The organism is Leifsonia araucanica, from assembly GCF_051161895.1.
Classification (GTDB): domain Bacteria; phylum Actinomycetota; class Actinomycetes; order Actinomycetales; family Microbacteriaceae; genus Leifsonia.
On record NZ_JBMBTW010000002.1, the window covers coordinates 3,436,122 to 3,460,365 of the forward strand.

At 68.9% G+C, this 24,244-nt stretch carries 22 protein-coding genes; 10 read left to right on the forward strand and 12 right to left on the reverse strand.

Annotation, left to right across the window (positions count from 1 at the left end; genetic code table 11):
• Positions 1-29 precede the first annotated feature (29 nt).
• From ACN6M5_RS16625 to ACN6M5_RS16650, 6 genes are read right to left on the reverse strand one after another with little or no spacing between them, the layout of a single operon-like run.
• Entirely contained in the window at positions 30-1,202 is a 1,173-nt protein-coding gene (locus ACN6M5_RS16625) for a glycoside hydrolase family 1 protein (RefSeq protein WP_434951536.1), read from the reverse strand.
• A gap of 12 nt (positions 1,203-1,214) precedes the next feature.
• Complete coding sequence (locus ACN6M5_RS16630; RefSeq protein WP_434951538.1) at positions 1,215-2,078, reverse strand: alpha/beta fold hydrolase; 864 nt, start codon at positions 2,076-2,078, stop codon at positions 1,215-1,217.
• Positions 2,075-3,763, reverse strand: coding sequence for an ABC transporter ATP-binding protein (locus ACN6M5_RS16635; RefSeq protein WP_434951540.1), 1,689 nt, complete (start codon positions 3,761-3,763; stop codon positions 2,075-2,077). The genes ACN6M5_RS16630 and ACN6M5_RS16635 overlap by 4 nt, the downstream gene beginning before the upstream one ends.
• The gene (locus ACN6M5_RS16640) at positions 3,760-4,713 is read right to left on the reverse strand and encodes an ABC transporter permease (RefSeq protein ID WP_085368684.1); all 954 of its coding nucleotides are present in this window, start codon (positions 4,711-4,713) and stop codon (positions 3,760-3,762) included. The genes ACN6M5_RS16635 and ACN6M5_RS16640 overlap by 4 nt, the downstream gene beginning before the upstream one ends.
• Positions 4,710-5,690, reverse strand: a complete 981-nt coding sequence (locus ACN6M5_RS16645; RefSeq protein ID WP_085368683.1) for an ABC transporter permease — start codon at positions 5,688-5,690, stop codon at positions 4,710-4,712. Before ACN6M5_RS16645 ends, ACN6M5_RS16640 begins: the two co-directional genes overlap by 4 nt.
• Before the next feature lie 4 nt (positions 5,691-5,694).
• On the reverse strand, positions 5,695-7,362 hold the full coding sequence (locus tag ACN6M5_RS16650) for an ABC transporter substrate-binding protein (protein ID WP_434951543.1): 1,668 nt from the start codon (positions 7,360-7,362) through the stop codon (positions 5,695-5,697).
• Between the two features lie 295 nt (positions 7,363-7,657).
• Between ACN6M5_RS16650 and ACN6M5_RS16655 the strand changes: the two genes are divergently transcribed.
• Positions 7,658-8,089, forward strand: coding sequence for a hypothetical protein (locus ACN6M5_RS16655; RefSeq protein WP_256921888.1), 432 nt, complete (start codon positions 7,658-7,660; stop codon positions 8,087-8,089).
• 107 nt (positions 8,090-8,196) lie between these two features.
• On the opposite strand, the gene ACN6M5_RS16660 is transcribed toward ACN6M5_RS16655, so the two are convergent.
• Positions 8,197-9,300 carry a LacI family DNA-binding transcriptional regulator gene (locus ACN6M5_RS16660; RefSeq protein ID WP_434951546.1) on the reverse strand — a complete coding sequence of 368 codons (1,104 nt, stop codon included), beginning with the start codon at positions 9,298-9,300 and terminating at the stop codon, positions 8,197-8,199.
• An 82-nt stretch (positions 9,301-9,382) separates the two neighbouring features.
• On the opposite strand from ACN6M5_RS16660, the gene ACN6M5_RS16665 reads away from it, so the two are divergent.
• Both ACN6M5_RS16665 and ACN6M5_RS16670 read left to right on the forward strand, forming a co-directional pair.
• The gene (locus tag ACN6M5_RS16665) at positions 9,383-10,090 is read left to right on the forward strand and encodes a PhzF family protein (RefSeq protein WP_085368679.1); all 708 of its coding nucleotides are present in this window, start codon (positions 9,383-9,385) and stop codon (positions 10,088-10,090) included.
• Positions 10,087-10,992 carry a Vgb family protein gene (locus tag ACN6M5_RS16670; protein WP_434951548.1) on the forward strand — a complete coding sequence of 302 codons (906 nt, stop codon included), beginning with the start codon at positions 10,087-10,089 and terminating at the stop codon, positions 10,990-10,992. The genes ACN6M5_RS16665 and ACN6M5_RS16670 overlap by 4 nt, the downstream gene beginning before the upstream one ends.
• 121 nt (positions 10,993-11,113) lie before the next feature.
• Here ACN6M5_RS16670 and ACN6M5_RS16675 read toward each other — a convergent pair whose 3' ends face one another.
• The 4 genes from ACN6M5_RS16675 to ACN6M5_RS16690 all read right to left on the reverse strand — a co-directional run bounded on the left by ACN6M5_RS16675 (position 11,114) and on the right by ACN6M5_RS16690 (position 15,512).
• Positions 11,114-12,607: a catalase gene (locus ACN6M5_RS16675; RefSeq protein ID WP_434951550.1), complete on the reverse strand. Its 1,494-nt coding sequence runs from the start codon at positions 12,605-12,607 to the stop codon at positions 11,114-11,116.
• A 13-nt stretch (positions 12,608-12,620) separates the two neighbouring features.
• Entirely contained in the window at positions 12,621-13,067 is a 447-nt protein-coding gene (locus ACN6M5_RS16680) for a Fur family transcriptional regulator (protein WP_434951552.1), read from the reverse strand.
• Positions 13,068-13,158: 91 nt separating this feature from the next.
• Complete coding sequence (locus tag ACN6M5_RS16685; protein ID WP_085368674.1) at positions 13,159-14,898, reverse strand: cation:proton antiporter; 1,740 nt, start codon at positions 14,896-14,898, stop codon at positions 13,159-13,161.
• A 50-nt stretch (positions 14,899-14,948) separates the two neighbouring features.
• A complete protein-coding gene (locus ACN6M5_RS16690) occupies positions 14,949-15,512 on the reverse strand; it encodes a TetR/AcrR family transcriptional regulator (RefSeq protein ID WP_168688621.1) in 564 nt (187 codons plus the stop codon).
• Between the two features lie 132 nt (positions 15,513-15,644).
• On the opposite strand from ACN6M5_RS16690, the gene ACN6M5_RS16695 reads away from it, so the two are divergent.
• On the forward strand, positions 15,645-17,126 hold the full coding sequence (locus ACN6M5_RS16695) for an MFS transporter (RefSeq protein ID WP_434951555.1): 1,482 nt from the start codon (positions 15,645-15,647) through the stop codon (positions 17,124-17,126).
• A gap of 52 nt (positions 17,127-17,178) precedes the next feature.
• Positions 17,179-17,796 (forward strand): hypothetical protein, encoded by a 618-nt coding sequence (locus tag ACN6M5_RS16700; protein ID WP_168688623.1) that lies wholly within the window; start codon positions 17,179-17,181, stop codon positions 17,794-17,796.
• Here ACN6M5_RS16700 and ACN6M5_RS16705 read toward each other — a convergent pair.
• The gene (locus tag ACN6M5_RS16705) at positions 17,793-18,476 is read right to left on the reverse strand and encodes a GntR family transcriptional regulator (RefSeq protein ID WP_168688624.1); all 684 of its coding nucleotides are present in this window, start codon (positions 18,474-18,476) and stop codon (positions 17,793-17,795) included. The two genes, ACN6M5_RS16700 and ACN6M5_RS16705, sit on opposite strands and share 4 nt — an antisense overlap.
• A 257-nt stretch (positions 18,477-18,733) precedes the next feature.
• Here ACN6M5_RS16705 and ACN6M5_RS16710 point away from each other — a divergent pair, with 257 nt between their 5' ends.
• The 5 genes from ACN6M5_RS16710 to ACN6M5_RS16730 are packed head-to-tail and all read left to right on the forward strand — an operon-like array spanning position 18,734 to position 24,244.
• Positions 18,734-20,008, forward strand: coding sequence for a Gfo/Idh/MocA family protein (locus ACN6M5_RS16710; RefSeq protein WP_434951558.1), 1,275 nt, complete (start codon positions 18,734-18,736; stop codon positions 20,006-20,008).
• A 55-nt stretch (positions 20,009-20,063) separates the two neighbouring features.
• Entirely contained in the window at positions 20,064-21,308 is a 1,245-nt protein-coding gene (locus ACN6M5_RS16715) for an extracellular solute-binding protein (protein ID WP_434951560.1), read from the forward strand.
• A 58-nt stretch (positions 21,309-21,366) separates the two neighbouring features.
• Positions 21,367-22,329: a carbohydrate ABC transporter permease gene (locus tag ACN6M5_RS16720; RefSeq protein WP_247597281.1), complete on the forward strand. Its 963-nt coding sequence runs from the start codon at positions 21,367-21,369 to the stop codon at positions 22,327-22,329.
• Positions 22,326-23,195: a carbohydrate ABC transporter permease gene (locus tag ACN6M5_RS16725; protein WP_085368666.1), complete on the forward strand. Its 870-nt coding sequence runs from the start codon at positions 22,326-22,328 to the stop codon at positions 23,193-23,195. Before ACN6M5_RS16720 ends, ACN6M5_RS16725 begins: the two co-directional genes overlap by 4 nt.
• Before the next feature lie 26 nt (positions 23,196-23,221).
• Entirely contained in the window at positions 23,222-24,244 is a 1,023-nt protein-coding gene (locus ACN6M5_RS16730; protein ID WP_434951562.1) for an NAD-dependent epimerase/dehydratase family protein, read from the forward strand.

Below are 24,244 nucleotides of genomic sequence, written 5' to 3' on the forward strand. Positions count from 1 at the left end.
CCGGACTCGATTGTTGTGGAGGGGTGGGGTCAGAGGGCGTTGGCGCGCGCGACGGAGCCGAGCCAGGCCAGCGACGGCTTGGGGGTGCGGACGAAGGTCTCGCGGTCGACGGCGATCAGGCCGAAGGTCGGCCGGAAGCCGCTCGCCCACTCGTAGTTGTCGAGGGCGCTCCAGTGCAGGTAGCCCTCCAGCTGGATGCCGTCCTCGATGGTGGCGTGCAGCTCCCGCAGCGCGGCGTCCGTGTACGCGATCCTGCGCTCGTCGTCGCTGGTCGCGATCCCGTTCTCGGTGATCATCACCGGGACGCCGCCGGACAGCTCCCACGCGCTCCGCACACCCTCTGCGGCGGCGGGCGGGTAGAACTCCCAGCCGGTCAGTGTGGTCTCGACGTCGTCGGCCACCGGCAGCGGCCCGCTCGGGCCGATGAACGTGCGCGTGTACGCCTGCACGCCGACGAAGTCGTCGCCGGCCGACTGCTCCAGGTACCAGTCGTCGCGCGGGTAGCCGTACTCGCGCAGCATCTCCTCCGAGCCGGGCTCTCCGTTGGAGCGGAACGCCTGCGTCGCGATGGTCCAGCCCGACTTCAGCCCGGAAACCTGCGACAGCACCTCCCTGGAGCGTTTGTGCGAGGCGAGCAGCGCATCCGCGACCCCGAGGTCCGGGTTCGGCAGGCCGTACGCGACCAGGTTGGCCGCGTCCTCTCCGCCCGCGAGCATCGCAGCGATGTTCGGCTCGTTGATGGTGCAGACGTAGTCGACGCCGTCGGAGACGATGGGGAGCGCGAGCTCGGTGTACCTGGCGAACAGGTCCGCCGCATCCGGCGCCCGCCAGAAGCCGTCGCGGTCGAACCAGCGCGGCACGGTGAAGTGCATGAGCGTCACCACCGGCTTCAGGCCGAACTCGTGGGCGGTGTCCACCATGCGGCGGTAGTGGTCGATCTCCGCGCGGGAGACGAAGCCGCGCTCGGGTTCGATGCGCGCCCACTCGACGCTGAACCGGTAGGTGTTCAGTCCGGCGTCCGCCAGCAGCTTCATGTCTTCGCGGTAGCGGTGGTAGCTGTCCATCGCGTCTCCCGACGGTTCCACGATGGTCGTGCCCGGTGTGTGCTCGAGCACCCACCAATTGCTGTTGATGTTGTTGCCTTCGATCTGGTGCGCAGCGGTCGCAGCGCCCCAGAGGAATCCGTCGGGGAAGGTGAGCACAGTTCTCCTGTTTCAGTGGATGGTCGAGAGGAAAGCGTCCAGCGCGGAGACGGTGGCCTCCGGCGCTTCGAGCTGGGGGGAGTGGTGGCCGCCGGGGATCACGGCGTAGCTCGCACCGAGCCGTTCCGCCATGTGCTGCTGCATCGGGATGGGCCACGCGTCGTCGAACTCGCCGTGGGCGACGAGGACGGGGACTCCGGATGCGCGCAGCGCGTCCGTCGTGTCGCGGTCTGCGCGCAGGATCTCGGCCCCGGCGAGCAGGTTCTCGCTCGACGTGCGCTCCGCACGCAGGCGGAGGAAGGCCTCGTCGGCGGTGAGGGCGGAGTCCGGCTGCCCGACGGTGTGCGGGTTGTCGCGGTTCCACATCCCGATCGAGCCGGAGGCGGTGACCGTGTCCGTCGTCTCCTGGTGGCGGCCGGGCCAGCCGGTGGGGCCGGAGCAGAGCATGGTGTACGAGGCGAACGCCTCCGGTGCGGCGATGACCGCCTCGCGCCCGACGACGCCGCCGAGGCTGTGGCCGATCAGGTGGACGGGGCGGCCGTCGGCGATCAGGCGCGCCACCTCGACGGTGTCGGCGGCGAGGGCGTCGAGCCGGTAGCTGTCGACGCCGGAGGGGGCGGCGGAGTCCGCCTGGCCGCGCTGGCTGTACGCCCAGACGTCCCAGCCCTCCGCGGCGAGCAGGGGGAGGAAGGTGCGGAAGTCCTCTTTCGACCCCGTGAAGCCGGGGACGAAGAGCACCGTGCCCCGCGCATCCCGTGCCGGAGCGTGCAGCGCCGTGAGCGTGCCGACCGCGGCGGGGATGCCGACCACCTCGACGCCGTCCGGGATGGGCAGCGCACCGAACGCGGGGATCGGCGAGAACCGGGCGGCGGTCATGCGAGCGCCTCCCTGGCGCGGGCCGGGTTCGGGACGGCGTCGAGCAGCTCGACCGTGTACGGATCGGACGGGTGCCGCAGTACGTCCGCCGTCCTGCCCCGCTCGACGACGCGACCCGAGTTGAGCACCATGATGTCGTCGGTGACGAGCCGTGCGGAGAGCAGGTCGTGCGTGATGTAGAGCAGCGAGACGCCCCACCGCTCCCTGAGGTCTTCGAGCAGGGCGAGCACTCCGGCGCGCAGCGTCACGTCCAGCATGGAGACGGGCTCGTCGGCGATCAGCACCTGCGGGTCGCTGGCCAGGGCGCGCGCGATGACGACGCGCTGCCGCTGCCCGCCCGAGAGCTGGTGCGGCAGCTTGGAGGCGAACTGCTCGACCGGCGTGAGGCCGACCGTCTCGAGCAGTTCGAGCACGCGGGCGCGGGCGGCAGAGCCGTGCAGACCGGTGAAGTTGACCACCGGACGCGTCAGGGCGTACTCGACGGTGTGCAGCGGGTTGAGGGCCGCGTACGGATCCTGGAACACCATCTGCACGTTCTTGTGCAGGTCGCGCACGCCGCGGCGGCCGAGCTTCGCCACATCCGCGTCACCGAAGGTGACGGTGCCGGAGGTCGGCTTCTCGACGCCGGTGAGCAGCTTGGCGATGGTCGACTTGCCGGAGCCGGATGCGCCGACGAGCGCGAGCGACTGGCCCGGTTCGAGCGTGAACGAGACGTTGTCTACCGCGGTCACCTCGCTCTCGCCGCGGCGGGGAGCCGGGTACACCTTGGAGACGCCGTCGACCACGATGGCGGCCTGCGCTGCACGGCCGTCGCGCTCGCGCACCGCCGTGGTCGCGCCTGCGCCGGATGCGCCAGCACCCTCGCGCCTCGCGGGGAACCCCGGCAGCTCCACCACCTCGGCCCGCGGGTCGGCGTAGTGGCTCAGCAGCATCCGCGTGTACTCGTGCTGCGGCGCTTCGAGGATCTGTCTGCTCGACGCGTCCTCCACGATGCGTCCGTCGTGCATCACGAGCACGCGCTGCGTCGCTTCGAGCACGACGCCCAGGTCGTGGCTGATCAGGATGGCGGTGAAGCCCTCCGACTGCTGCAGTTCGGTGATCGTGTCCATGATCGCGTGCTGCACGAGCACGTCGAGCGCGGTGGTCGGCTCGTCGAACACCATCAGGCGGGGTTCGAGCGACAGGGCGAGCGCGATCGAGACGCGCTGGCGCATCCCGCCGGAGAGTTCGCCGGGGAAACGGGCGAGCACCTGCTCGGTGAGCCCGACCTTGCCGACGAGTTCGCGCATCCGGTTGTCCCAGCGCTCCTTCGGCACGTGGCCGTGGGCGCGGAAGATGTCGGCGAAGTGCTTGCGGATCGTGCGGACCGGGTTGAGGGCGTTCATGCCGGACTGCAGCACCATCGCGAAACCGCCCTGGCGCTGACGGCGCAGCTGCTCGGCGTCGAGCTCCCGGATGTCCTGCCCGCCGAACAGGATCTCACCGCCGTTCGTGCGCGCCGGCGGCTTCTGCAGCCGGGTGAGCGCGAAGCCCAGCGTCGACTTGCCGGAGCCGGACTCGCCGACCAGGCCGATGAACTCGCCGGCACCGACGGTGAACGAGACGTGGTCGACCGCCTGCACGGGCGTCTGCCCGGCCGACTCGTAGATGACGGAGAGGTCGCGGACCTCGAGAAGTTCGCTCATCGTGCGCTCTTTTCTTTCGCGGGGCGGCCTTCGCGGAGGCGCGGATTGCTGATGGCGTCGACGCCGAAGTTGATGAGCGTGAGGCTCATCGCGAGCAGCGCGATGCAGAGACCGGGGGCGAACAGCAGGATCCACTGGCCGGTGAGGAGGGCGTTGGAGTTCTGCGCCCAGTAGAGGATGGTGCCCCAGCTGACGATCGAGGAGTCTCCGAGTCCGAGGAACTCCAGACCGGCCTCCGCCAAGATCGCCGCCGTCGCCGCTCCGAAGAAGCTGCCGGTGATGAGCGAGGTCATGTTGGGCAGGATCTCGTTGAACACGATCCGGAACGGCCGGTCGCCGGAGAACCGGGCGGCGGTGACGAAGTCGCGCGACCGCAGGGACTGCGTCTGGCTGCGCAGCACGCGGGCGCCCCACGCCCATCCGGTGATCACGATCACCGTCACGATCATGAACAGGCCGCCGTTCTGCAGGTATGCGGCGATCACGATCATCAGCGGAAGGCCGGGGATCACGAGGAAGAGGTTGACGAAGAAGTTGACCACCTCGGCGCCGAAGCCCCGGATGTAGCCCCAGCTGAGTCCGATCAGCACGGCGACGACCGTGGAGAGGAAGCCGGCGATGAACCCGACGGCCACGCTCACCCGAGCGCCGTAGATGAGCTGGCTGAGCACGTCCTCTCCGGCGGCGGTGGTGCCGAACCAGTGCTCGGGGCTCGAGTCCGCGTTGCGGGGGAAGCCGTCCTGCGTCGCGCCGTACGGTGCGAGCAGCGGGGCGAAGATCGCGACGAGCACGAAGAACGCCAGGATGATGAGGCCGAGCCTGGACTTCCAGTTCGACCAGAGCGTCGACGCCGCCCGCCCGATGAATGCGAGCCTGTGCGGCGGCTTCGACCCTCCGGATGCGGAGGCCGCGTCCGTGGTGATGGACTTGAAACTCTGTGTCGTGGTCATCGGCGGGTCCTTGGGTCGAGTACGCCGTACAGAATGTCGACGAGGAAGTTGGCGACGAGAACGCTGACGGTGATGAGGAGGAACAGCGCCTGCATGAGCGGGTAGTCCTGGCCGATCACCGCGTTGAACAGCAGGAAGCCGATACCCGGGTATCCGAACACCTGCTCCACCAGGATGGAGCCGCCGACCACGCCGCCGAGGGCCAGCCCGAACCCGGTGAGGTTCGGCAGGATCGCGTTGCGGGCCGCGTACTTCATGGCGACCGTGCGGCCCTTGAGACCGTTGGCCTCCGCGAACGTCACGTAGTCGTCGCCGAGGGTGTTGATCATGGCGTTGCGCATCCCGAGGATCCAGCCGCCGATCGAGGTGATCAGGATGGTGATCGCGGGAAGCACGGCGTGGTACGCGACATCGACGATGAAGTCCCAGCTCCACGCCGGCGTCGCCGTCGGGCCGAACGCCCCGGAGGTGGGGAACCAGTGCAGCACGTAGCCGAGGAAGAACAGCAGGAGCAGCGCCGTCCAGAAGTACGGGAACGTGCTGGCGAACGTGCCGGTCAGGGTCGGCAGCGAATCGAGCCAGGTGTTGCGGCGCCAGGCGGCGAGCACGCCGAGCAAGGTGCCGAGCACGAAGGCGACGATGGTCACGATGCCGAGCAGCACGATCGTGTACGGAAACGCCTGGCCGACCAGCTCGGACACGCTCTGCGGATAGAACGTGTACGAGACGCCGAAGTCGAACGTGACCACCTGGTGCAGGTAGCTCACGTACTGGTCCCAGAGGTTGCCGCCCGGGACGCCGAGCTGGGCTTCGATGGCCGCGCGGGTGGCGGCGGTGACAGGGCCGTTCTGCGAGAGCTTCGCGATGGCGGCGTCGGTGGGGGAGCCGGGCATGAGCCTCGGCAGGATGAAGTTCAGCGTGACCGCCGCCCACAGGGTGAGGACGAACAGGCCGAGCTTGCGGAGCGCGTACGCCATCGGCCTACTCACCGTCCTTCCGGAGCTTCAGATGGGTGAACACGAGCAGCGGGGTCTGGTCGTAGGTCTGCGGCGGTGCGTACGGGTTCTTCGCATCCGGCCAGCCGGTGAACTTGGCGTCGTTGTACAGCCCCCAGAGGCCGCCGTAGTAGAGGCCGATCACGGGCAGCTGGTCGTAGACGACGCGCTGCAGTTCGTGGCTGAGCTGCAGGCGGGCGGTCTCGTCGGTGGTGACCTTGTACTCCTGGAGCAGCTGGTCGGTCGCCGGGTTGCTGTATCGGCCGTAGTTGCTGGCGGTCGCCTTGCCCATCGGGGTGGCGAACTCGCTGGAGAGCAGGCCGTTGAACGCCTGGAAGATGATGCCACCACCCATGCCGCCCATCGCGACCTGGAAGTCGCCGTTCTGGATGGCCTGCTGATATCCCGGCGGCTGCGGCTGCTTGATCGAGACGTCGATGCCGATGGCACCGAGCTCCTTGCGGACCTCCTGCACGGCACGCAGCCAGTCGGAGTATCCGTTCGCGGTGGTGATGGAGAACGAGAACTGCTTGCCGGTCGCATCCACCAGCTTGTCGCCCTGCTTGGTGTATCCGGCCTTCGCGAACGCCTCCAGCGCCGCCTGGGTGTTCTGGGAGATGATCCCCTGGTCCGGGATGCTCGGGTCGAGTTCCGCCTGCTGGTTGGGCAGCATGAGCCCGGTCTGTCCCGCCGCCTTCATGTAGCCCTCGGTGGCGGAGTCCGCGATCTTGTCCCTGTCGAGGGCGAGCGCGATGCCGCGGCGCACATCCAGGTTGTCGAACGGCTTCACCGTGAGGTTGGGCATCAGGCTGATGACGCCGCCCGGCGGGAACCAGTACTTGTTGTTCTTGTTGGCGGACACCCAGGTGCCCTGCACGTCGCTCATGAAGGCGTACGCCCAGTCGAAGCCCTTGGTGGCGATGTCGAGCTCGCTGGTGGCGGAGGGGAGCACGAGGTGCTTCACCTCGACCTTGTCCGCCTGCCAGTACGACTCGTTCTTGTCCATCGTGTACTGCTGCGAGGAGAAGTTGCCGAGCGTGTACGGGCCGGTGCCGACCGGGTTCGGGTCGCGCCAGGTGTCCGGGTTCTTGACGTCCTTCCAGATGTGCTGGGGCACGATGAGCGTCTGGGAGATGATGTCGGATGCCGGGGCGTCCGCCTCCTTGAGGTGCACGATCAGGTGGTCGCCCTTCACCTCCAGGCTCTTGATGTGCTGCCAGGCGCCCTTGAGGTCGAGCGTCGGGAACTTCTTGATGAGGTCGAGGGTGAACTTCACATCCTGGACGGTGAACGGTGTGCCGTCCGACCAGGTCGCACCGCTCCGGATGGTGTAGTCGATCGTCTGCGGGTCGGGGAGCTCGATCTTCGAGGCCAGCCAGGGCGTGCCTTTGCCGTCGAGCACGTTGATGACCACGAGGGGCTCGTAGATGTAGCTCGACGCCGCCCGCTTGTTGACGAGGTACGGGTTGAAGTTGCGCTCCATCATCGGAGTGCCTTTGTCTGCGGCCAGCAGCATGGTGTCCGCCGGGATCGACGGGTCCTGCTGGCTCTGGATCTTGATGCTGCAGCCCGAGAGGGCCAGCGCGGCCGCGGCCAGCGTCGCGAGCATCGCGAGTCCCCGGCGCCGGGCGCCGGTGTGTTTCGTGTGCGTCATTGCCACCATCCTTGTTGGTACGCCGACCACTGTAAGCGCATACATTAACTTTTGCAAGATGCCCCCGAATGGGGGTCCGCACAATGGAGGACAGACCGCTATAGTCGGGGTACGTCATCGGCTTCCCGAAAAGCCGGTGGAGTCCTCTCGGCACCGTCGAGAGCGTTTACCCGCTTCGTCTGTTCGATGCGGTGCATGGGGGAACGTGCTAGGGAAGCGCCTCCGTGACCCATCAATCGGCGTGAATTCGATGGAAAGTACCCGAACTTCCATGTCCACAATCTCTGACACCCCTATGCCCGCACCCCTCCTGTCCGTGGTCGACGACGTCGCCCCCGGCCGGTGGATCGCCATCTCATCGCTCGACGCCTCCCGCGGCGCCGGGCTCGCGAGCGGCGTCTCGATCGAACGGCTGACGGCCGCACTGTTCCCCGTCCTCCCGATCAGCGCCGCGACGGCCACGCCGCTCGTCGGCTGGCTCGCCGACCCGAGCGACGACGCCAGCGTCGACGCGTTCTACACGGTGCAGGGCACCGCGCGCGACGCCGAACGGCGCTCGTTCGAGATGCTCAGCCTCGCCGCCCTGCCCGAGGACGTCTGGCACGCCGTGGATGCGGTCATCACCGTCGACGCGCAGGAAGACTTCGTCTTCTTCGTCTGCGTCGGCGGCCGCACCCCGCACACCGTCACCGACCTCCTCCTCGAAAGCGTCGTCCTCGCCGCCTGACCCTGTCTCGGGCCCCCACACAATCGAGTCCGAAGTTGTTCACGCCTCCGCCCGGCGTGTCGCGTGAATAACTTCGGACTCGATTGTTTGGGGACGGGAGGGGCGCGTCAGGCGGGCTCGGAGCTCTCGCGGAGGTAGACCTCGACGGGGAGACGGACGGAGCCCGCAGGGCGCGTGGGGTCGGCGAGTCGCCGCACCAGGAGCTGCACGGCCGCGCGGCCGAGCAGCTCCATCGGCTGCTTCACCGTGGTGAGGCGCGGCGTGGAGAGCCGGCCGGCGTCGATGCCGTCGAAACCGGTCACGATGAGGTCGGCCGGCACCTCCACGCCGCCGATGCGCGCAGCGTCGATGACGCCGAGCGCCATCTGGTCGTTGGCGCACACCACAGCGCGCGGCAGCGTGCCGGAGGCGAGCAGTTCGCGGCCGACCCTGCGGCCGCCGTCGCGGGTGAAGTCGCCGCGGAGCAGCGGGGCGTCCGGCACGGGCATCCCGCGCTCAGCGAGGGCCGACCGGTAGCCGTCCCAACGTTCTGCGTCGTCCGGCGAGTCGATGCTTCCCGCGACGTACACGAGATCGTGCACGCCGAGGTCGTCGACGAGGTGGCCGACGAGGGCGCGCATCCCCTCGCTGTTGCTGACGGAGACGTGGTCGAACGTGTCGCCGCCGCGGGCCCCCGCCATCACGACGACCGGGATGCGCCTCGCCAGCTGGGTCAGCTCGTCCTCGCTCGCGCTCCCCGCCAGCACCACCAGCCCGTCGACCCGGCCGGCCATCTCCCTGACCGTCTCGGCCGACGTGGTGCCGCGGCCGACGCCGACGAGCAGCACGAAGCCGTTGCGCCACGCCTCCAGCTCGCTCCCGCGGAGCACTTCGTCGAAGTACAGGTTCAGCGGCCTGGTGTCCGCGACGCCGCCGACATCCCGGATGATCGTGGTGCGGCTGGCGTCGTCGTCCTCGCCGTCGATGGGCACGTCGGAGATGTCGTCCATCGCGTCGAGGCCGGGGAAGAACAGGCCGAGCACGCCCGTCTTGCGGGCGGCGAGACCGCGGGCCGCTCCGCTCGGGACGTAGCCGAGCGCATCCACGGAGGCCTGCACGCGTTCGCGCGTCTCCTGCTTCACGGTGTCCGGGCGGCTGAACACGCGCGACACCGTCGCGATGGACACACCGGCGTGCGTCGCAACATCGTAGACGGTCGGATTCCGGCCCATGTATGCGCTTCCTCACTGCTTCGAGCACCCCCACTATACGCAGGAGCATCCGCACGCGCCGGGTTCGTGGGAGGCTGGCTGCATGGACGAATCGATCGAGGTAGTGGTGGTGCGCGTCTTCACGGACGATCGTGGCGCGAACGGCAACGAGCTGGGCATCGTGCGCAGTTCGACGGCGACGGCCGGGCGGGAGCAGGCGATCGCCTCTGCGCTCGGTTTCAGCGAGACGGTGTTCCTGGATGCGCTGAGCGAGGACGGCGAACTCGGGCGCGTCGCGACCATCCGCATCTTCACCCCGGCCGCCGAGCTGCCGTTCGCCGGTCACCCGAGCGTGGGCACCGCCTGGTGGCTCTCCGAGCAAGGCACGCCGATCACGATGCTGCGTGAGCCCGCCGGGATCGTGGATGTGACGTACGGCTCGGAGGACGAGCCCACCTGGATCACGGCGGAGGCGGAGTGGGCGCCGACGTTCGAGTGGCTGCCGCTGGAGTCCCCGGCCGATGTGGATGCGCTCGACGCGTACGCGTTCACCGAGGGCAAGCACTACGCGTACGCCTGGATCGACGAGTCGGTCGCCCACCTGCGCTCGCGCATGTTCGCCCCGGCGATGGGCATCATCGAGGACGAGGCCACCGGCGCCGCTGCCATCGCACTGACCGCGCGGCTCGGCCGCGACCTGCACATCAGCCAGGGCGAGGGCTCCGAGCTGGTCACCGCCATCGAGGGCGACGACCGCATCGGCGTCGGCGGACGCACGGTGTACGACCGCACGATCACCGCGACGCTGTGACGGCGGAGGTTTCGGCGGTGCGCGTGATCGAGCATCCGGTCGGCGAGCCGGGCGACGGCCCGTACGGCGTCGCCGTCACGCGCGACGGTGGTGTGTGGTTCACGCTCGTGCACGGCGGCAGGGTGGGGAGGCTGTCCCCGGACGGCACGGTCGCGTACCTGTCGCTCGGCGACGGGTCGCAGCCGTCGCTGCTGGCCGCCGCCACCGAGTCGACGGTGTGGGCGACCGACAGCACGGGCAACCGCCTGGTGCACCTCGGGGTGCGGGATGCGCGGGTCGAGCTGATCGGCGAGGTCGCCGTCCCCACGCCGGATGCTCAGCCGTTCGGCGTGGTCGCGCTCGACGACGGCACGGCCTGGTTCACCGAGCTGGGGGCTGACGCCCTCGGCCGCATCGACATCCTCGGCAGGGTGGAGGAGTTCCCGGTGGGGCGGGAAGGCTCGTTCGTGTCGATGATCGCGACGACGGGGGACAGCCTCTGGTTCACCCTCAACGCCGCCGGGCTGGTCGGCCACGTGCGCGGAGGGGATGCGGCGATCGCGTTCACCGAGCTGCCGGGTGACCCGTCCGGTCCCGTCGGGATCGCGGTCGCCTCGGACGGCGGCGTGTGGGTGGCGCTGATCCTCGGGGACGCGCTGGCGCGCATCCATCGGGGCGACCTAAGCACGGTGCAGCTGAAGCAGGGCGCGAAGCCGCACGCGGTGGCCGCGGACGGCGACGGCGGCGTGTGGGCGACGCTCTGGGGAGCGAACCAGCTCGCGCACGTCACGGCAGCGGGCGCCCTGACGCTGCACGACCTGCCGACCGCGGACTCCGAGCCGCACGGCCTGGCCGTCGCGGCGGACGGCACGGTGTGGGTCGCGCTCGAATCCGGGGCGCTCGCCGAGGTCGTTCCCTCCTAGTCGCACCGGTCGCAGACGGGAACGGCCCCGGACCGCCGTGGAGGCGATCCGGGGCCGTTCCGGTGGATGCGCTGGAGGCGCTGGAGGCGCTGGAGGCGCTGGAGGCGCTGGAGGCGCTGGACTAGCCGGCGACGCCGACGTACTCCGCGGACTCGTCCGGGGTCGTGCCGCCGTTCTCCAGGTTGGCGCGGAGGGCGGCGCCGAGCGTCGCATCCACGTTGGTCCAGTACTGGATGGCGCGCTCGCGGATCTCGGCGCTCTTCACGCCGCCGACCGCTCCCGTGATGGTTTCGAGGAAGCGCTCCTTGGCCGCGGCGTCGTAGACATCGCGGTAGAGCGTTCCCGCTTGGCCGAAGTCGGAGTCCTCGGCGTGCAGGGTCGCCGCCGCACGCACCAGGGCGCCGTCCGACTCCCACGAACCCTCACCGGCGCGGTCCGCGTCGGCGACGGGTCCGCCCTTCGAGTTGGGCGCGTACACCGGGGCGGTCGCGGCCTTGAAGCCGTGACGGCCCGCGCCGTCCTGCGAGTAGTTGTGCACGGGGGCGACCGGGGCGTTGACCGGCAGCTCGTTGTAGTTGGTGCCGACCCGGTATCGCTGGGCGTCCGGGTAGGAGAACACGCGAGCCATCAGCATCTTGTCCGGGCTGATGTCGATGCCGGGGACCGTGTTGGCCGGCGAGAACGCCGCCTGCTCGATCTGGGCGAAGAAGTTCTCCGGGTTCTTGTTGAGCGTGTGAACGCCCACCTCGATCAGTGGGTAGTCGCTGTGCGGCCACACCTTGGTGAGGTCGAACGGGTTGAACCGATAGGTCTTCGCGTCCTCGAACGGCATGACCTGCACGGACACCTTCCACGCGGGGAACTCGCCGCGCTCGATCGCCTCGTAGAGGTCGCGGCGGTAGTAGTCGGCGTCCGCACCGGCGATGGCCTCCGCCTCCGCACCGTGCATCTCCTCGTTGCCCTGCATGGCGTGGAAGTGGTACTTGACCCAGAAGCGCTCACCGGCCGCGTTGATCCACTGGTAGGTGTGCGAGCCGTAGCCGGGCATGTGCCGCCACGAGCGCGGGATGCCGCGGTCGCCCATCAGGTAGGTCACCTGGTGCGCGGACTCGGGGGAGAGGGTCCAGAAGTCCCACTGCATGTCAGCATCCCGCAGCCCGGAGCCCGGCAGGCGCTTCTGCGAGTGGATGAAGTCGGGGAACTTGATGCCGTCGCGGATGAAGAACACGGGGGTGTTGTTGCCGACGATGTCGTAGTTGCCCTCGGAGGTGTAGAACTTCACCGAGAAGCCGCGGACGTCGCGCCAGGTGTCCGGGGAGCCCTGCTCGCCGGCGACCGACGAGAACCGCTGCACGGTCTCCGTGGTGGTGCCCGGCTGGAACACGGCGGCCTTGGTGTACTGCGAGACGTTCCCGGTGACCACGAAGGTGCCGAACGCTCCGCCGCCCTTGGCGTGGACGATGCGCTCCGGGATGCGCTCCCGGTTGAACTGCGCGAGCTTCTCCACCAGGTAGCGGTCGTGCAGCGCGGTGACGCCGTTCTCTCCTGCGGTCAGCGAGTGTGCGTCGCTGCCGACCGGGGTACCGGTCTGGGTGGTCGTGTAGTTCTCCGACATGCAATCTCCTTCGTCACTCGACGCGCGACGGGGCTTTCGCCGCGCGCTCCTGGCAGGACGGGCACAGCCCCCAGAACGTCACCTCGGCCGTGCTCACCGCGAAGCCGGACGCATCCGACGGGGTGAGGCACGGCGCGTGGCCGACGACGCAGTCCACATCGGCGACGGCTCCGCACGAAGTGCAGACGACGTGATGGTGGTTGTCGCCGATGCGCCGCTCGTACAGCGCCGGCGAGCCGGCGGGCTCGATGCGCCGCACGAGTCCGGCTTCGGTCAGGTCGCCCAAAACGTTGTGCACGTTCTGGATCGACGTCCCCGGCAGCACGTCGAGCACACTGCGGAAGACCGTATCGGCGTTCGCGTGGGGGTGAGTGGCAAGGGTCCCGAGAACCGCGACGCGGCCCGCCGTGACCCGGAGCCCGGAGGCGCGCAGTGCGCTCTCGAGCTGTGCCGTGTCCATGCGAACGAGCCTAGCGGGTTAATTTGAATGATTCAAAGAAATGCTGGCATACATTCGGTGAACACCAGGTCGTCCCTCCCGGGCCGACCGCTCAGTGCCGCACGTTGCGGGACTGCAGCCTGGTCTCCTCCAGGTCGAGCATCGACTCTGCCTCTTCCAGGATGCGCGAGGGGTATGCGCCGCGCGTCCGCTCTTCGAGGAGCCTGTCGCGTTCCGCGTTGACAACGGCGAGGCGCAGGGTGCGGTAGAGCTGGTGCGGGCGGCTGTCTGCCGGGACGTCGTTGATCAGGATGCGCTCCCAGGCCGACTCCGCCCGGAGGTAGGAGGACTGGCGCACGCGTTCGACCACCTCGGGGTCGATCGGGTCTGCGACGCCGGCGGCGCCCTCTGGGTCGTCGAGCACCGCGAGGCCGTCGTTGCTGAGGTCGTCGAGCAGGCGGGCGAGTTGCTGGCGGTCCGACTTGGTGTCGATGCCCTCGATCTTGAGCAGGCGGATCAGCCAGGGCAGCGTCCCGCCCTGCACCACGAGGCTGACCACCGCGACCGTGAACGCGATCAGGATGAGCTGGGGCCGGTACGGGATGCTGCCGTCGTCCGGCAGGGACTGGGCGGCGGCCAGGGTGACCACTCCGCGCATCCCGGACCAGCCGAGCACGACACCGCCGCGCCAGTCGATGTCTTCCTGCCTGAGCTGTTCCAGGTCGGCGCGGCGTCGCGCGTACCGGGCTTCGAGGCGCTGCTTGCGGAAGGCCTCGCGCCTGGTGCGCACCGGATGGTCGCGGAAGTAACTGATCATCAGCCACTCCCGGAAGGTGGCGTTCTCCGCCAGCCGTGCGCGTTGCCGGAGCGCGAGCACGAGGGGACCGATCAGGATGTACCGGATGATCACGAGGGCGAGCGTGGCGAGCAGGCCGATGCCCACCGCATCCCAGACACTGAGGATCTCGGGGTGCTCGACGTCGGCGACGAGGGTGCGGATCTCGAGGCCGATGAGCAGGAAGACGCCGTTCTCCAGCAGGAACTGGATGGTGCGCCAGTTGATGCGGTCGGTGATCCTGGCCTGGGCGGTGAAGTGCTTCGGCGCGGAGTGGCCGGTGTACAGGCCGGCGATCACCACGGCGAGCACGCCGGAGCCGTGCGCGGCCTCCGTGGGCATGAACGCCGCGAACGGCACGGCGATCGACAGCGCGGTGTCGAGCACGGGGTCGTTCAGCTTGGAGCGCACCCAGACCGAGACGATGCCGGCCACCAGGCCGATCACCAGGGCGACCACCACGGCGTAGAAGAAGTCGAAGACGCCGGCCCAGGGGGTCGCCAGTGCGCCGACGGCCGCGGCGATGGCGGTGCGCAGCAGCACCAGGGCTGTCGCGTCGTTGACCAGTCCCTCGCCTTCGAGCACGGTGAGGAGGCGCGGAGGGAGCCCGAGCTTGCGTCCGATCGAGGTCGCGGCCACCGCATCCGGAGGGCTGATGATCGCACCGAGCGCCACGGCGGCGGCGAGGTTGAGGTCGGGCAGCATCGTGTAGAGGAGGAAGCCGGAGGCGAACGCCGTGATGATCACCAGGATCACGGAGAGCCCGGCGATCGGCGCGAGGTTGCGCCGGAAATCGGTGAGCGGCACGCTGATCGCCGCCGCGTAGAGGATGGGCGGAAGCAGTCCGTCGAGGATGATCTCGTGCGGGACCTCGATCTCCGGCACCCCGGGCAGGTAGGAGAGCCCGACACCCACCAGGACCAGGATGATCGGCGCGGCGACGCCGAGCTTCCTCGCGAACGCGGCGACCCCGACGATCACTGAGATGGCAATGACCGCGTAGAAGCCGAGTTCCATATATCCAATCCTAGAGGGTCACCTCAGCGGCCGACGGCCCGCAGAGGGGGTCAGCGGGGTCGGAGACCGTCCATCGCGATGGCGATCACGCGGTCGCGCTGCTCGTCGTCGTCGAACGCGACGCTCGCGATCCCGGAGAGCATGCGGACCACATCCTGGATCTGCGCGTCGTCGCGCATCTCGCCGGCCTGCTTGGCGCGTTCGAGGAGCGGCTCGCCGGCGTCGTACAGGGACGTGCGGCAGGTGAGCAGCACGGGGGAGTCCTTGTTCAGGCCGTCGACCAGGGCCTTCTTGGTACCGATGTAGCTGACGAACCTGCGCACCCAGGTCTCGACGGCCGCCCACGGTTCGAGGGAGGTGGTGGCCTCCGCTGCGGCGACGACCGCATCCACTTCGTCGACGTAGACGGCCTCGACGAGGGCGTCGCGGGTGGGGAAGTTGCGGTAGAGGGTGCCGATGCCGACCCCGGCCCTGCGCGCGATGTCTTCGAGGGATGCGCTGGTGCCATTGGCCGCGAACGCCTCACGCGCGGCGGCGAGCAGCGCGTCGAAGTTGCGGCGCGCGTCGGCCCTGAGCGGGCGGTTCGACACGGCGGTCGGGGTGGTGCTGGCCAATTTCTCCTCCGGGAGGGTTGCAAAGTGGAGGGGCCCTCCGCTAATGTCGTTAAAGCGGAGGTTGCCTCCGATCGGAGCCAGCCTCCATTCTAGCCGAAATCTCGGCACATCCCTCGAGAACGGAAGAACTCAATGTCTCGAACCCGCCCCAGCCTCACTTTCGCCGTCCTGGCGCTGAGCGCAGGCTCCTTCGCCACTCTGCAATCCCTCGTCGTCCCCGTGCTGCCCGTCATCCAGACCGACCTCGGCACCACCACCTCCGGCGTCACCTGGACGATGACCGCCTGGCTCATCTCGGCCGCCGTCGCCACCCCGCTGCTCGGCCGGGTGGGAGACATGGTCGGCAAGCGCCGCATCCTCGTCCTCGCCCTCCTGGCCGTCGCGCTCGGAAGCGTGGTCGCCGCCGTCGCGCCGACCATCGGCGTGCTGATCGGCGCCCGCATCATCCAGGGCCTCGGCGGCGCCATGTTCCCGCTCGCCTTCGGCATCATCCGCGACGAGTTCCCCGCACACCGGCTGCCGTCCGCCATCGGCGCGATCGCCTCCATCATCGCCATCGGCAGCGGGCTCGGCACCGTCCTCGCCGGGCCGCTCGCCGACGTCCTGAGCTGGCGCGGGCTGTTCCTGGTCCCCGCGGTGTTCACCGTCACGGGCGCCGTGCTCGCCATGCTGTTCATCCCCGAATCGCCCACCCGCGCAGCGGGAGGGGTCAACCCGTGGTCGGCCGTGCTGCTGTCCGGCTGGCTCGTCGCCCTCCTGCTCCCGCTCAGCATGGGAGCGCAGTGGGGCTGGGGATCGCCGGCCGTGATCGGCCTGCTCGTGCTCGCCGCCGTGCTGCTCGCCGCCTGGATCCTCGTGGAGCTGCGCTCCCGCACGCCGCTGGTCGACATGCGCCTGATGCGCGAGCACGGGGTGTGGACGATGAACGCGGCAGCCGTCTTCGTCGGTGCATCGATGTTCGCGGTGTTCGCCTTCTTCCCGCGCTTCGTGCAGACGCCGGTCTCGACCGGGTACGGGCTCGGCGCATCCGTCGCCGAATCCGGGATGCTCATGCTCCCGATGCTCGTCACGATGGCGATCACCGGGTTCCTCAGCGGACCGCTCGCCCGGTGGGTGGGCTTCCGCGCCCAGATCGTGATCGCCGCCGGGCTGATGGCCGTGGCCGCGGTGTCGCTCGGCCTATTCCACAGCAGCCTGGCCGAGGTGGCGGTCGCATCCGGAGTGTTCGGCATCGGCCTCGGGCTCGTCTACGCGGCGATCACCAGCGTGGTCGTGCAGAGCGTCCCTGCGACCCAGACCGGGGTGGCCAGCGGGATGAACGCCAACCTGCGCACGGTCGGCTCCGCCATCGGCGCTGCTGTGATGACCGCGCTGGTCACCGGGTCGACGGCGGCGGACGGACTGCCGACCGAGGCCGGGTACAGCGACGGCTTCGTCGTGGCCGGGCTGCTGTCCGCCGGGGCGCTCGTGGTGACCGTGGTGGCGATCGTGCTGATGCGGGCATCGCGGATCGCGGCGACGGCTGACGATCACGCGGCGGTTCCCGTGCCGATCGCCGCGGAGCAGGCGCAGGACGCACCGAAGCCGGAGCAGGAGCTCGTCCCGGCGGCCTGACGCCGGTCGCGCATCCGGTGCCACACTGGATGCAGCGATAGAGGGGGTTCCGATGGGCATCTTCCGCCGGGGCCGCCGGGTGGACATGCGGCCGTTCGATGCGGCAGCCATCGAATCGCCGCGGCCCACCACCCTGGAGCACGCGCTCGAGGAGGGGCTGCTCATCGCCGACTACGCGGTGCGCATGGCCGTCCGCAACCGGATGATGACCGAACTCCTCACCACCGACCGCGCCTTCGACGCCGAGCACTACCGCGAGGTCGCAGCGGAGGCCGTGCTGCGGCTGGCGGAGGAGGCGGACGCCTCCGAGGCCAGGATCGTGCGCGAGCAGGCGTGGGCGGAGGTGCAGGACGGCCGTGCGGAGCACACCCACGACTACCGCACGGCGGACTCGCTCAACCTCCGCAGGCGCGAGGCCCTCGCGAAGGCGACGGCGCGGGCCCTCCGCTCACGCGCAGCGGACCCCGACTACCTCGCAGACATCGTCGAGCACTCCCGCCAGGACGCCTGGCGGGAGTTGTCGTCCGTGGTGGAGGAGACGGTGCGCGTGCAGTCGGTCGGCGGCGACGAGCGTGGGCGGCAGCAGCGGATGGATGCGCTGCGCTCCGACATCGAGGCGCTGCGGAAGTCGCGCACGGCGCGCAAGCGGCGCCGGCCGGCCCACGGCTAGCTCGCCGGATTTCCCTCGTCGTCCACCACGCTCGTCGTGATGCGTCGCGCGGCGATCTCGACGTGGTCGGCCATCGCCTGGGCTGCACGGTCGGTGTCGCCGCTCGCCAGCGCATCCACGAGGGCGTCGTGCGAGCGGGCGTGGGCCACGAGCTCGTCGGGGGCGAGGCTGGCGTTCGCCGCGCGGAGGAACCCGTTGATCCTGCTGCGGAGCTGGGAGGCGATGGTGAGGAGCGTGCGGTTGTCCGCCATCTCCCAGAGCGTCTCGTGGAAGCGGCGGTCGAGGGCGAACATCGTGTCGATGTTCTTGCGCTCCGCGGCGGCGACCATCGAGTCGACGACCTTGCGGAGCTGCGCTTCCGTCTTCGGGGTCCAGGTCTGCTGCACGCGCTGGGCGACGTACTGTTCGAGCACGATGCGGAGGCTGGAGATCTCGGCGAGCTCCTTGTCGGTGAGCAGCGCGACGCGGGCTCCCCGGCGGGGCGTCCGTTCGATCAGTCCCTCCTCGGCGAGCTTCGCGAGGGCTTCCCTGACCGGGATGTGGCTGACGCCGAGCCGGTCGGCCAGTTTGCGTTCGACCAGTCTCTCGCCGGGTTCGAACGTGCCGTTCTGAATGGCCTCGCGCAGTTCGTCGGCCACCTTCGCCGAGATGTTCCTGTCGGAAACGCTCCCGAGTGTCATCGTTCTCCTCCGTTGGCGGACGCCGGCCGACGGCCTGTTCCTGCGAACCACCGTGATTATGCTTTGCTACAAGCTATAGGACGCGAGGATGGATTCGCGCCATCTCTCTCTGCGCCTTCTCAATGTTTCGAGCGGGTAAATCTTGCTTCCCGATCTTTTCATTTGCTACATGCTATAGCAATAATGCTATCGTGGGAGCGTTCGACGGCGAACCCTCCCGGGCACAGCCGCAGCGATGAAGAGAAGGCCTAGGAGCGATGGAAAACACCCCAGAGAGCACACGACCGGTGCGCATCGCACTGATCGGCGCCGGCAACAGGGGGCAGTCGTACACGCGCTGGATCCACGCCAACCCCGAGAGGGCGCAGCTCGTCGCCGTCGCAGACCCGCGGGCGTTCCAGCGCGAGCTCGTCTCGCACGGGGACGAGGGCATCCGGCAGTTCGACGACTGGCGTGAGCTGCTCGCCCTGCCGGAGCGGATCGCGGACGCGGTCATCATCGCCACCCAGGACAGGCAGCACGTCGAACCGGCCATCGCCTGCGCCGAGCGCGGTTACGCGATCCTGATGGAGAAGCCGCTCGCCCCCACCGAGGAGGAGAGCAGGCGCATCGTCGATGCCGTCGAGGCGAGCGGAGTGCTGTTCGGCGTCTGCCACGTGATGCGGTACATGCCGTACACCGATCTGGTGAAGAGCATCGTGGACACCGGGGTGCTCGGGGACATCATCAACGTGCAGCACCTCGAGCCCGTCGGCTGGTGGCACATGGCCCACTCGTACGTGCGCGGACCGTGGCGCAGGGAGGACCTGGCGGCCCCGATGCTGCTGGCGAAGTCCAGCCACGACCTCGACTGGATCAGGTACGTCACGGGCAAGCGCATCGCCGGCGTCGCGAGCTTCGGCTCCCGCCACCACTTCCGGCACGAGAACCGTCCGGCGGAAGCGGCGGACCGCTGCCTCGACTGCCCGCTCCAGAACAGCTGCCCGTACGCGGCGCAGAAGCTCTACCTTCCGGTCGTGCGCGACGAGGGAGCGGTCTGGCCGGTCACCGTCATCACCGACGACGCGACGGAGGCCGGAGTGATCGAGGCACTCAGGACCGGTCCGTACGGCGTCTGCGTCTACGCCGCGGACAACACGGTCGTCGACAACCAGGTCGTCGCCCTGCAGTTCGAGGACGGCACAGCCGGCACCTTCGTCATGACCGCGTTCAGCGAGCAGGAGCACAGGAGGACCCAGCTCTTCGGCTCGCACGGGATGCTCGACGGCGACGGGGAGCGGGTCACCGTCACAGACTTCCGCACCGGAGAGTCCGTCGTCTACGAGACGGCGCCGACGGGTGCGGCCAACGCCGGGGGAGACCACGGCGGAGGAGACGGCGGCGTCATGAACGCCTTCGTCGCAGCGGTCGCCACCGGCGACCCGTCGTACATCCGGTCAGGACCGCGCGAGTCGCTCGACAGCCATCTCGCCGTCTTCGCCGCAGAGCGGTCACGGCACCACGGCACCGTGGAGTCCGTTCCCCGAGCCTGACAGCGTTCCACCCCACCCGAGCGACATCCGTGTCGCGCCACCGAGAAGGAGCAGCATGCGGTACAAGAAAATGATCACGGCGACCGCCGTGGCAGCGACGGCAGCGATCGCTCTGGCGGGCTGCAGTGGAGGGTCCGGCGAGTCCGACACCTCCAAGAAGACCGTCACGATGTGGATCTACCCGGTCATCGCCGACGAGAAGGCGCACAAGACCTTCTGGGACTCGACGATCAAGGCGTTCGAGGCCGAGCACAAGAACATCACCGTCAAGTACGAGATCTACCCCTGGGCCAACCGCGACGAGTCACTGGCGACGGCGATCGCGGCAGGCAAGGGGCCCGACCTGGTGTACCTCATCCCGGACCAGCTCTCCACGTACCAGAAGTCGATCGAGCCGATGGACGCGTACCTTCCCTCCGCACAGAAGAAGGACATCCTCGACAACGTCACGAAGTCGATCACCATCGACGGCAAGCTGATGGGGGCGCCGATCCTCACCAGTGCCAACGCGCTGATGTGCGACGCCAAGGCGTTCGACGCCGCAGGCATCACGGAGTACCCCAAGACCTGGGACGACCTCGAAGCCCTCGCCCCGAAGTTCAAGGAGAAGGGCATCTACGTCACCAACTACTTCGGCTCGCCGGATGTGACCCTCAACATGACCTTCTACCCGCTGCTCTGGCAGGCGGAAGGCTCCGTCTACAACAAGGACGGAAGCAAGGTCGCCTTCGACAGCGCGGCGGGAGAGAAGGCGCTCAGACTGATCTCCGGCTTCGCCAAGGACGGCTACATCGAGAAGGACCTCATCTCCACGATGCCGAGCCTCGAGCAGACCGCGCTGGCGAGCAACAAGGTCGCGTGCACCTGGCAGTCCGGCCCGGCGGACGTCACCTCGTTCTGGGGTGAGGACGCGATCAAGATCCTCCCGCCGCTCACAGACAAGGAGTCGGTCTCGTATGGCACCGTCGGCTCGCTGGCGATGCTGAAGGGCGCGACGTCGAAGGATGCGGCCGGCGAGTTCGCCGCGTACGCGACCGACGCGGAGAACTCCAAGAAGTTCGACCTGGCGTCCAACTTCTTCTCCCCGCTGAAGTCCACCGGCGAGCTCTACGCGGACGACCCCATCCAGAGCGCCATCGAGAAGACCATCCCGACCAGCAGGGTCGGCGAACTGCAGCCGAGTGCTCGCGCGGTGATGGGTGTTCTCGCACCGGAGATCCAGGCGGCGCTGCTCGGCACCAAGACGCCGAAGCAGGCGCTGAAGGATGCGGCAGCCGCCGCCCAGCCGCTCATCAAGTAACAAGCCCTTTGCTCGGGGCGGGGAGCGATCCCCGCCCCGAGAAGGAGGAGGAATCCCCGTGACAACGACCAGACCGGCCCCGGCGGCGTCCAGACCGCCGGAGCAGCGCGAGCAGCGTGAGCAGCGCAGAGACGCCGGGCGACCGCCCGGCCTGACCAAGCGCATCCTGGCCAGGCGTGAGGCCCGCATCGGTCTCTTCTTCGTGCTTCCCGCGTTCCTGCTGTTCCTGGCGTTCCGCTTCGGACCGGCGCTGGCCGGCGTCGGCCTGAGCTTCTTCGACTACGACATCTCCGGAGAACTCGACTGGAAGGGCGTCGGCAACTTCCAGCGGATGTTCGCCGACCCGGTGTTCTGGCAGGCGCTGCGGGTCACGCTGATCTACTCCGTGCTGGCCGTGCCGATCTCGGTGGCCCTGTCGATCGCGATGGCGCTCGGTGTTCGCAGGGCGTTCCGCGGCTCGCGGATCTTCCGCTCGGTCTTCTTCCTCCCGGTGATCACCTCGCTGGTGCTCGCGGGAGCCATCTTCAAGTGGATCTTCTCCAGCGACGGCCCGTGGTCGACGCTGATGACGCCGCTCGGTCTGGGCGGCTCGTGGCTGAACTCGACCGTCCTGGTCATCCCCGCGCTGGTGATCGTGGGCGTGTGGTCCCGGTTCGGCTACGGGATGCTCATCGTCATCGCCGCGCTCCAGGACGTGCCGAGAGAGCTGGAGGAGGCGGCGCTGATGGACGGGGCGAGCGCGTGGGCGCGGTTCAGGTTCATCGTGCTCCCGTACCTCAAGCCCACCGTGTTCTTCCTCGCCGTCATCGAGACGACGGCGTCGTTCCAGGTGTTCGACCTGGTCTACGTGATGACCCAGGGCGGCCCGGCGCACGGCAGCTACTCACTCGTCTACATGCTCTACGACCAGGGCTTCAAGTACACCGACTACGGGTACGCCGCCGCCATCGGCGTCGCCCTGTTCGTCATGACACTCGTCGTCGCGCTCATCCAGCGCCGCGTGATCGGGAGGCAGAAATGACCGCCGCGACCCAGCGCATCCCGCGCACCAGGCGTGCGTACCGGGCGCTCGAGCCGAGCAGGATGGGCCTCGTCGTCCGCTACATCTGGCTGACGATCGCCGCCGTCGTGTGCTTCTTCCCGTTCTACGCGATGGTGATCCTCAGCCTGAAGCCCGGCCTCGCCGTCGACTTCCCCGCGAGCCTGATGCCGTGGAACCTGTCGACCGCGTCGTACGAGCAGGTGCTCGGCGGGCAGAACATCCTGGTCTGGGTGGGCAACACGCTGATCTACGCCCTGGTCAGCGTCGTCGCCGTGCTGCTGCTGTCCGCGATGGCGGGCTACGCGTTCGCGAAGAAGCGGTTCAGAGGCAAGGAGACGATGTTCTGGTCCTTCCTCGCCATGGTGATGGTGCCGTTCCACGTGACCCTCATCCCCACGTTCATCGTGCTGGCGAAGCTCGGCGGCGTGGACACGTACTGGGGCCTGATCCTGCCGACGCTCGCGAACGCGCAGGCGGTGTTCCTGATGCGCCAGTTCATCCAGGGCCTCCCGGACGAGCTGTTCGAGGCGGCGAGGATCGACGGCGCAGGCGAGTTCCGGATCTTCCTCACCATCGTGCTCCCGCTCTGCAAGCCCGTGCTCGCCACCCTCGGCGTCTTCATCTTCCTCTGGCACTGGAACGACTTCCTCTGGCCGCTGATCATGGCCAAGAGCTCCGACATGTGGACGCTCACCGTCGGCGTCGCGTCGCTGCAGCAGCAGAACGTCCCGCTCAGCGTGATGCTCGCCGGCTCGGTCGTCGCGCTCGTCCCCATCTTCTTCGCCTATGCCGTGGCTCAGCGCTACGTGCAGGAAGGCGTCACATCGGCGGGCATCAAGGGATGACCGGCCGTCCAGCAGGAAAGGCAGCCATGTTCACCTCAGAGATCGAGCTCGAAGACGCCCTCGCCACCCCGCGCCCCGAGCTGGTCGCCGACCTGGCGGAGTCGTCCGGCGACATCGTCATCCTCGGCGCAGGCGGCAAGATGGGCCCCAGCCTGTCCAGGCTCGCCCGCAACGCCCTCGACCAGGCCGGCCGCTCGTCCGACACCGTCTACGCCGTCTCCCGGTTCTCGAACCAGGAGGCGCGCAGCGGCCTGGAGGAGAAGGGGGTGACGACGGTGCCGTTCGACCTGCTCTCCGACGACGACTTCGCCGCGCTGCCGGATGCGCAGAACGTGGTGTTCATGGTCGGCGCGAAGTTCGGGGCGGCGACCAACGCATCCTGGGCGTGGGAGGTCAACGCCGCGCTTCCCGACCGGGTGGCCAGGCGGTACAGGGACAGCGCGATCACCGCGATGTCCACCGGCAACGTCTATCCGTTCGTGTCGCCGGCGAGCGGAGGGTCGGTCGAGACCGATACGCCAGCTCCCGTCGGCGAGTACGCCATGTCGTGCCTCGGCAGGGAGCGCGTGTTCGAGTTCGCCGCGCTCACCCGCGCGACGCCGGTCTCCGTCGTGCGGCTCAACTACGCCATCGACCTCCGCTACGGGGTGCTGGCGGACATCGCGTCGACCGTGCTCGCCGGAGAGCCGGTGTCGCTGACGACGGGAACGGCGAACGTGGTGTGGCAGGGCTACGCCAACGAGGTGGTCCTCCGGTCGATGCGGCACGCGAGCGAGTCGGTCTTCACCGTCAACCTGACCGGGCCGGAGCAGCTCTCCGTGCGGGCGGTCGCGCAGCGCTTCGGCGAGCTGTTCGACCGCGAGGTGCAGTTCGACGGCACGGAGGCGCCGACAGCGCTGCTCAACAACGCCGGCAGGTGCTTCGAGCTGTTCGGCTACCCGTCCGTTCCGGCCGGCACACTCGTCGAGTGGCAGGCTGACTGGCTCTCCCGCGGGCTCCCCACCTCCGGCAAACCCACCAAGTGGGCCGTCAGGGACGGGAGGTTCTGA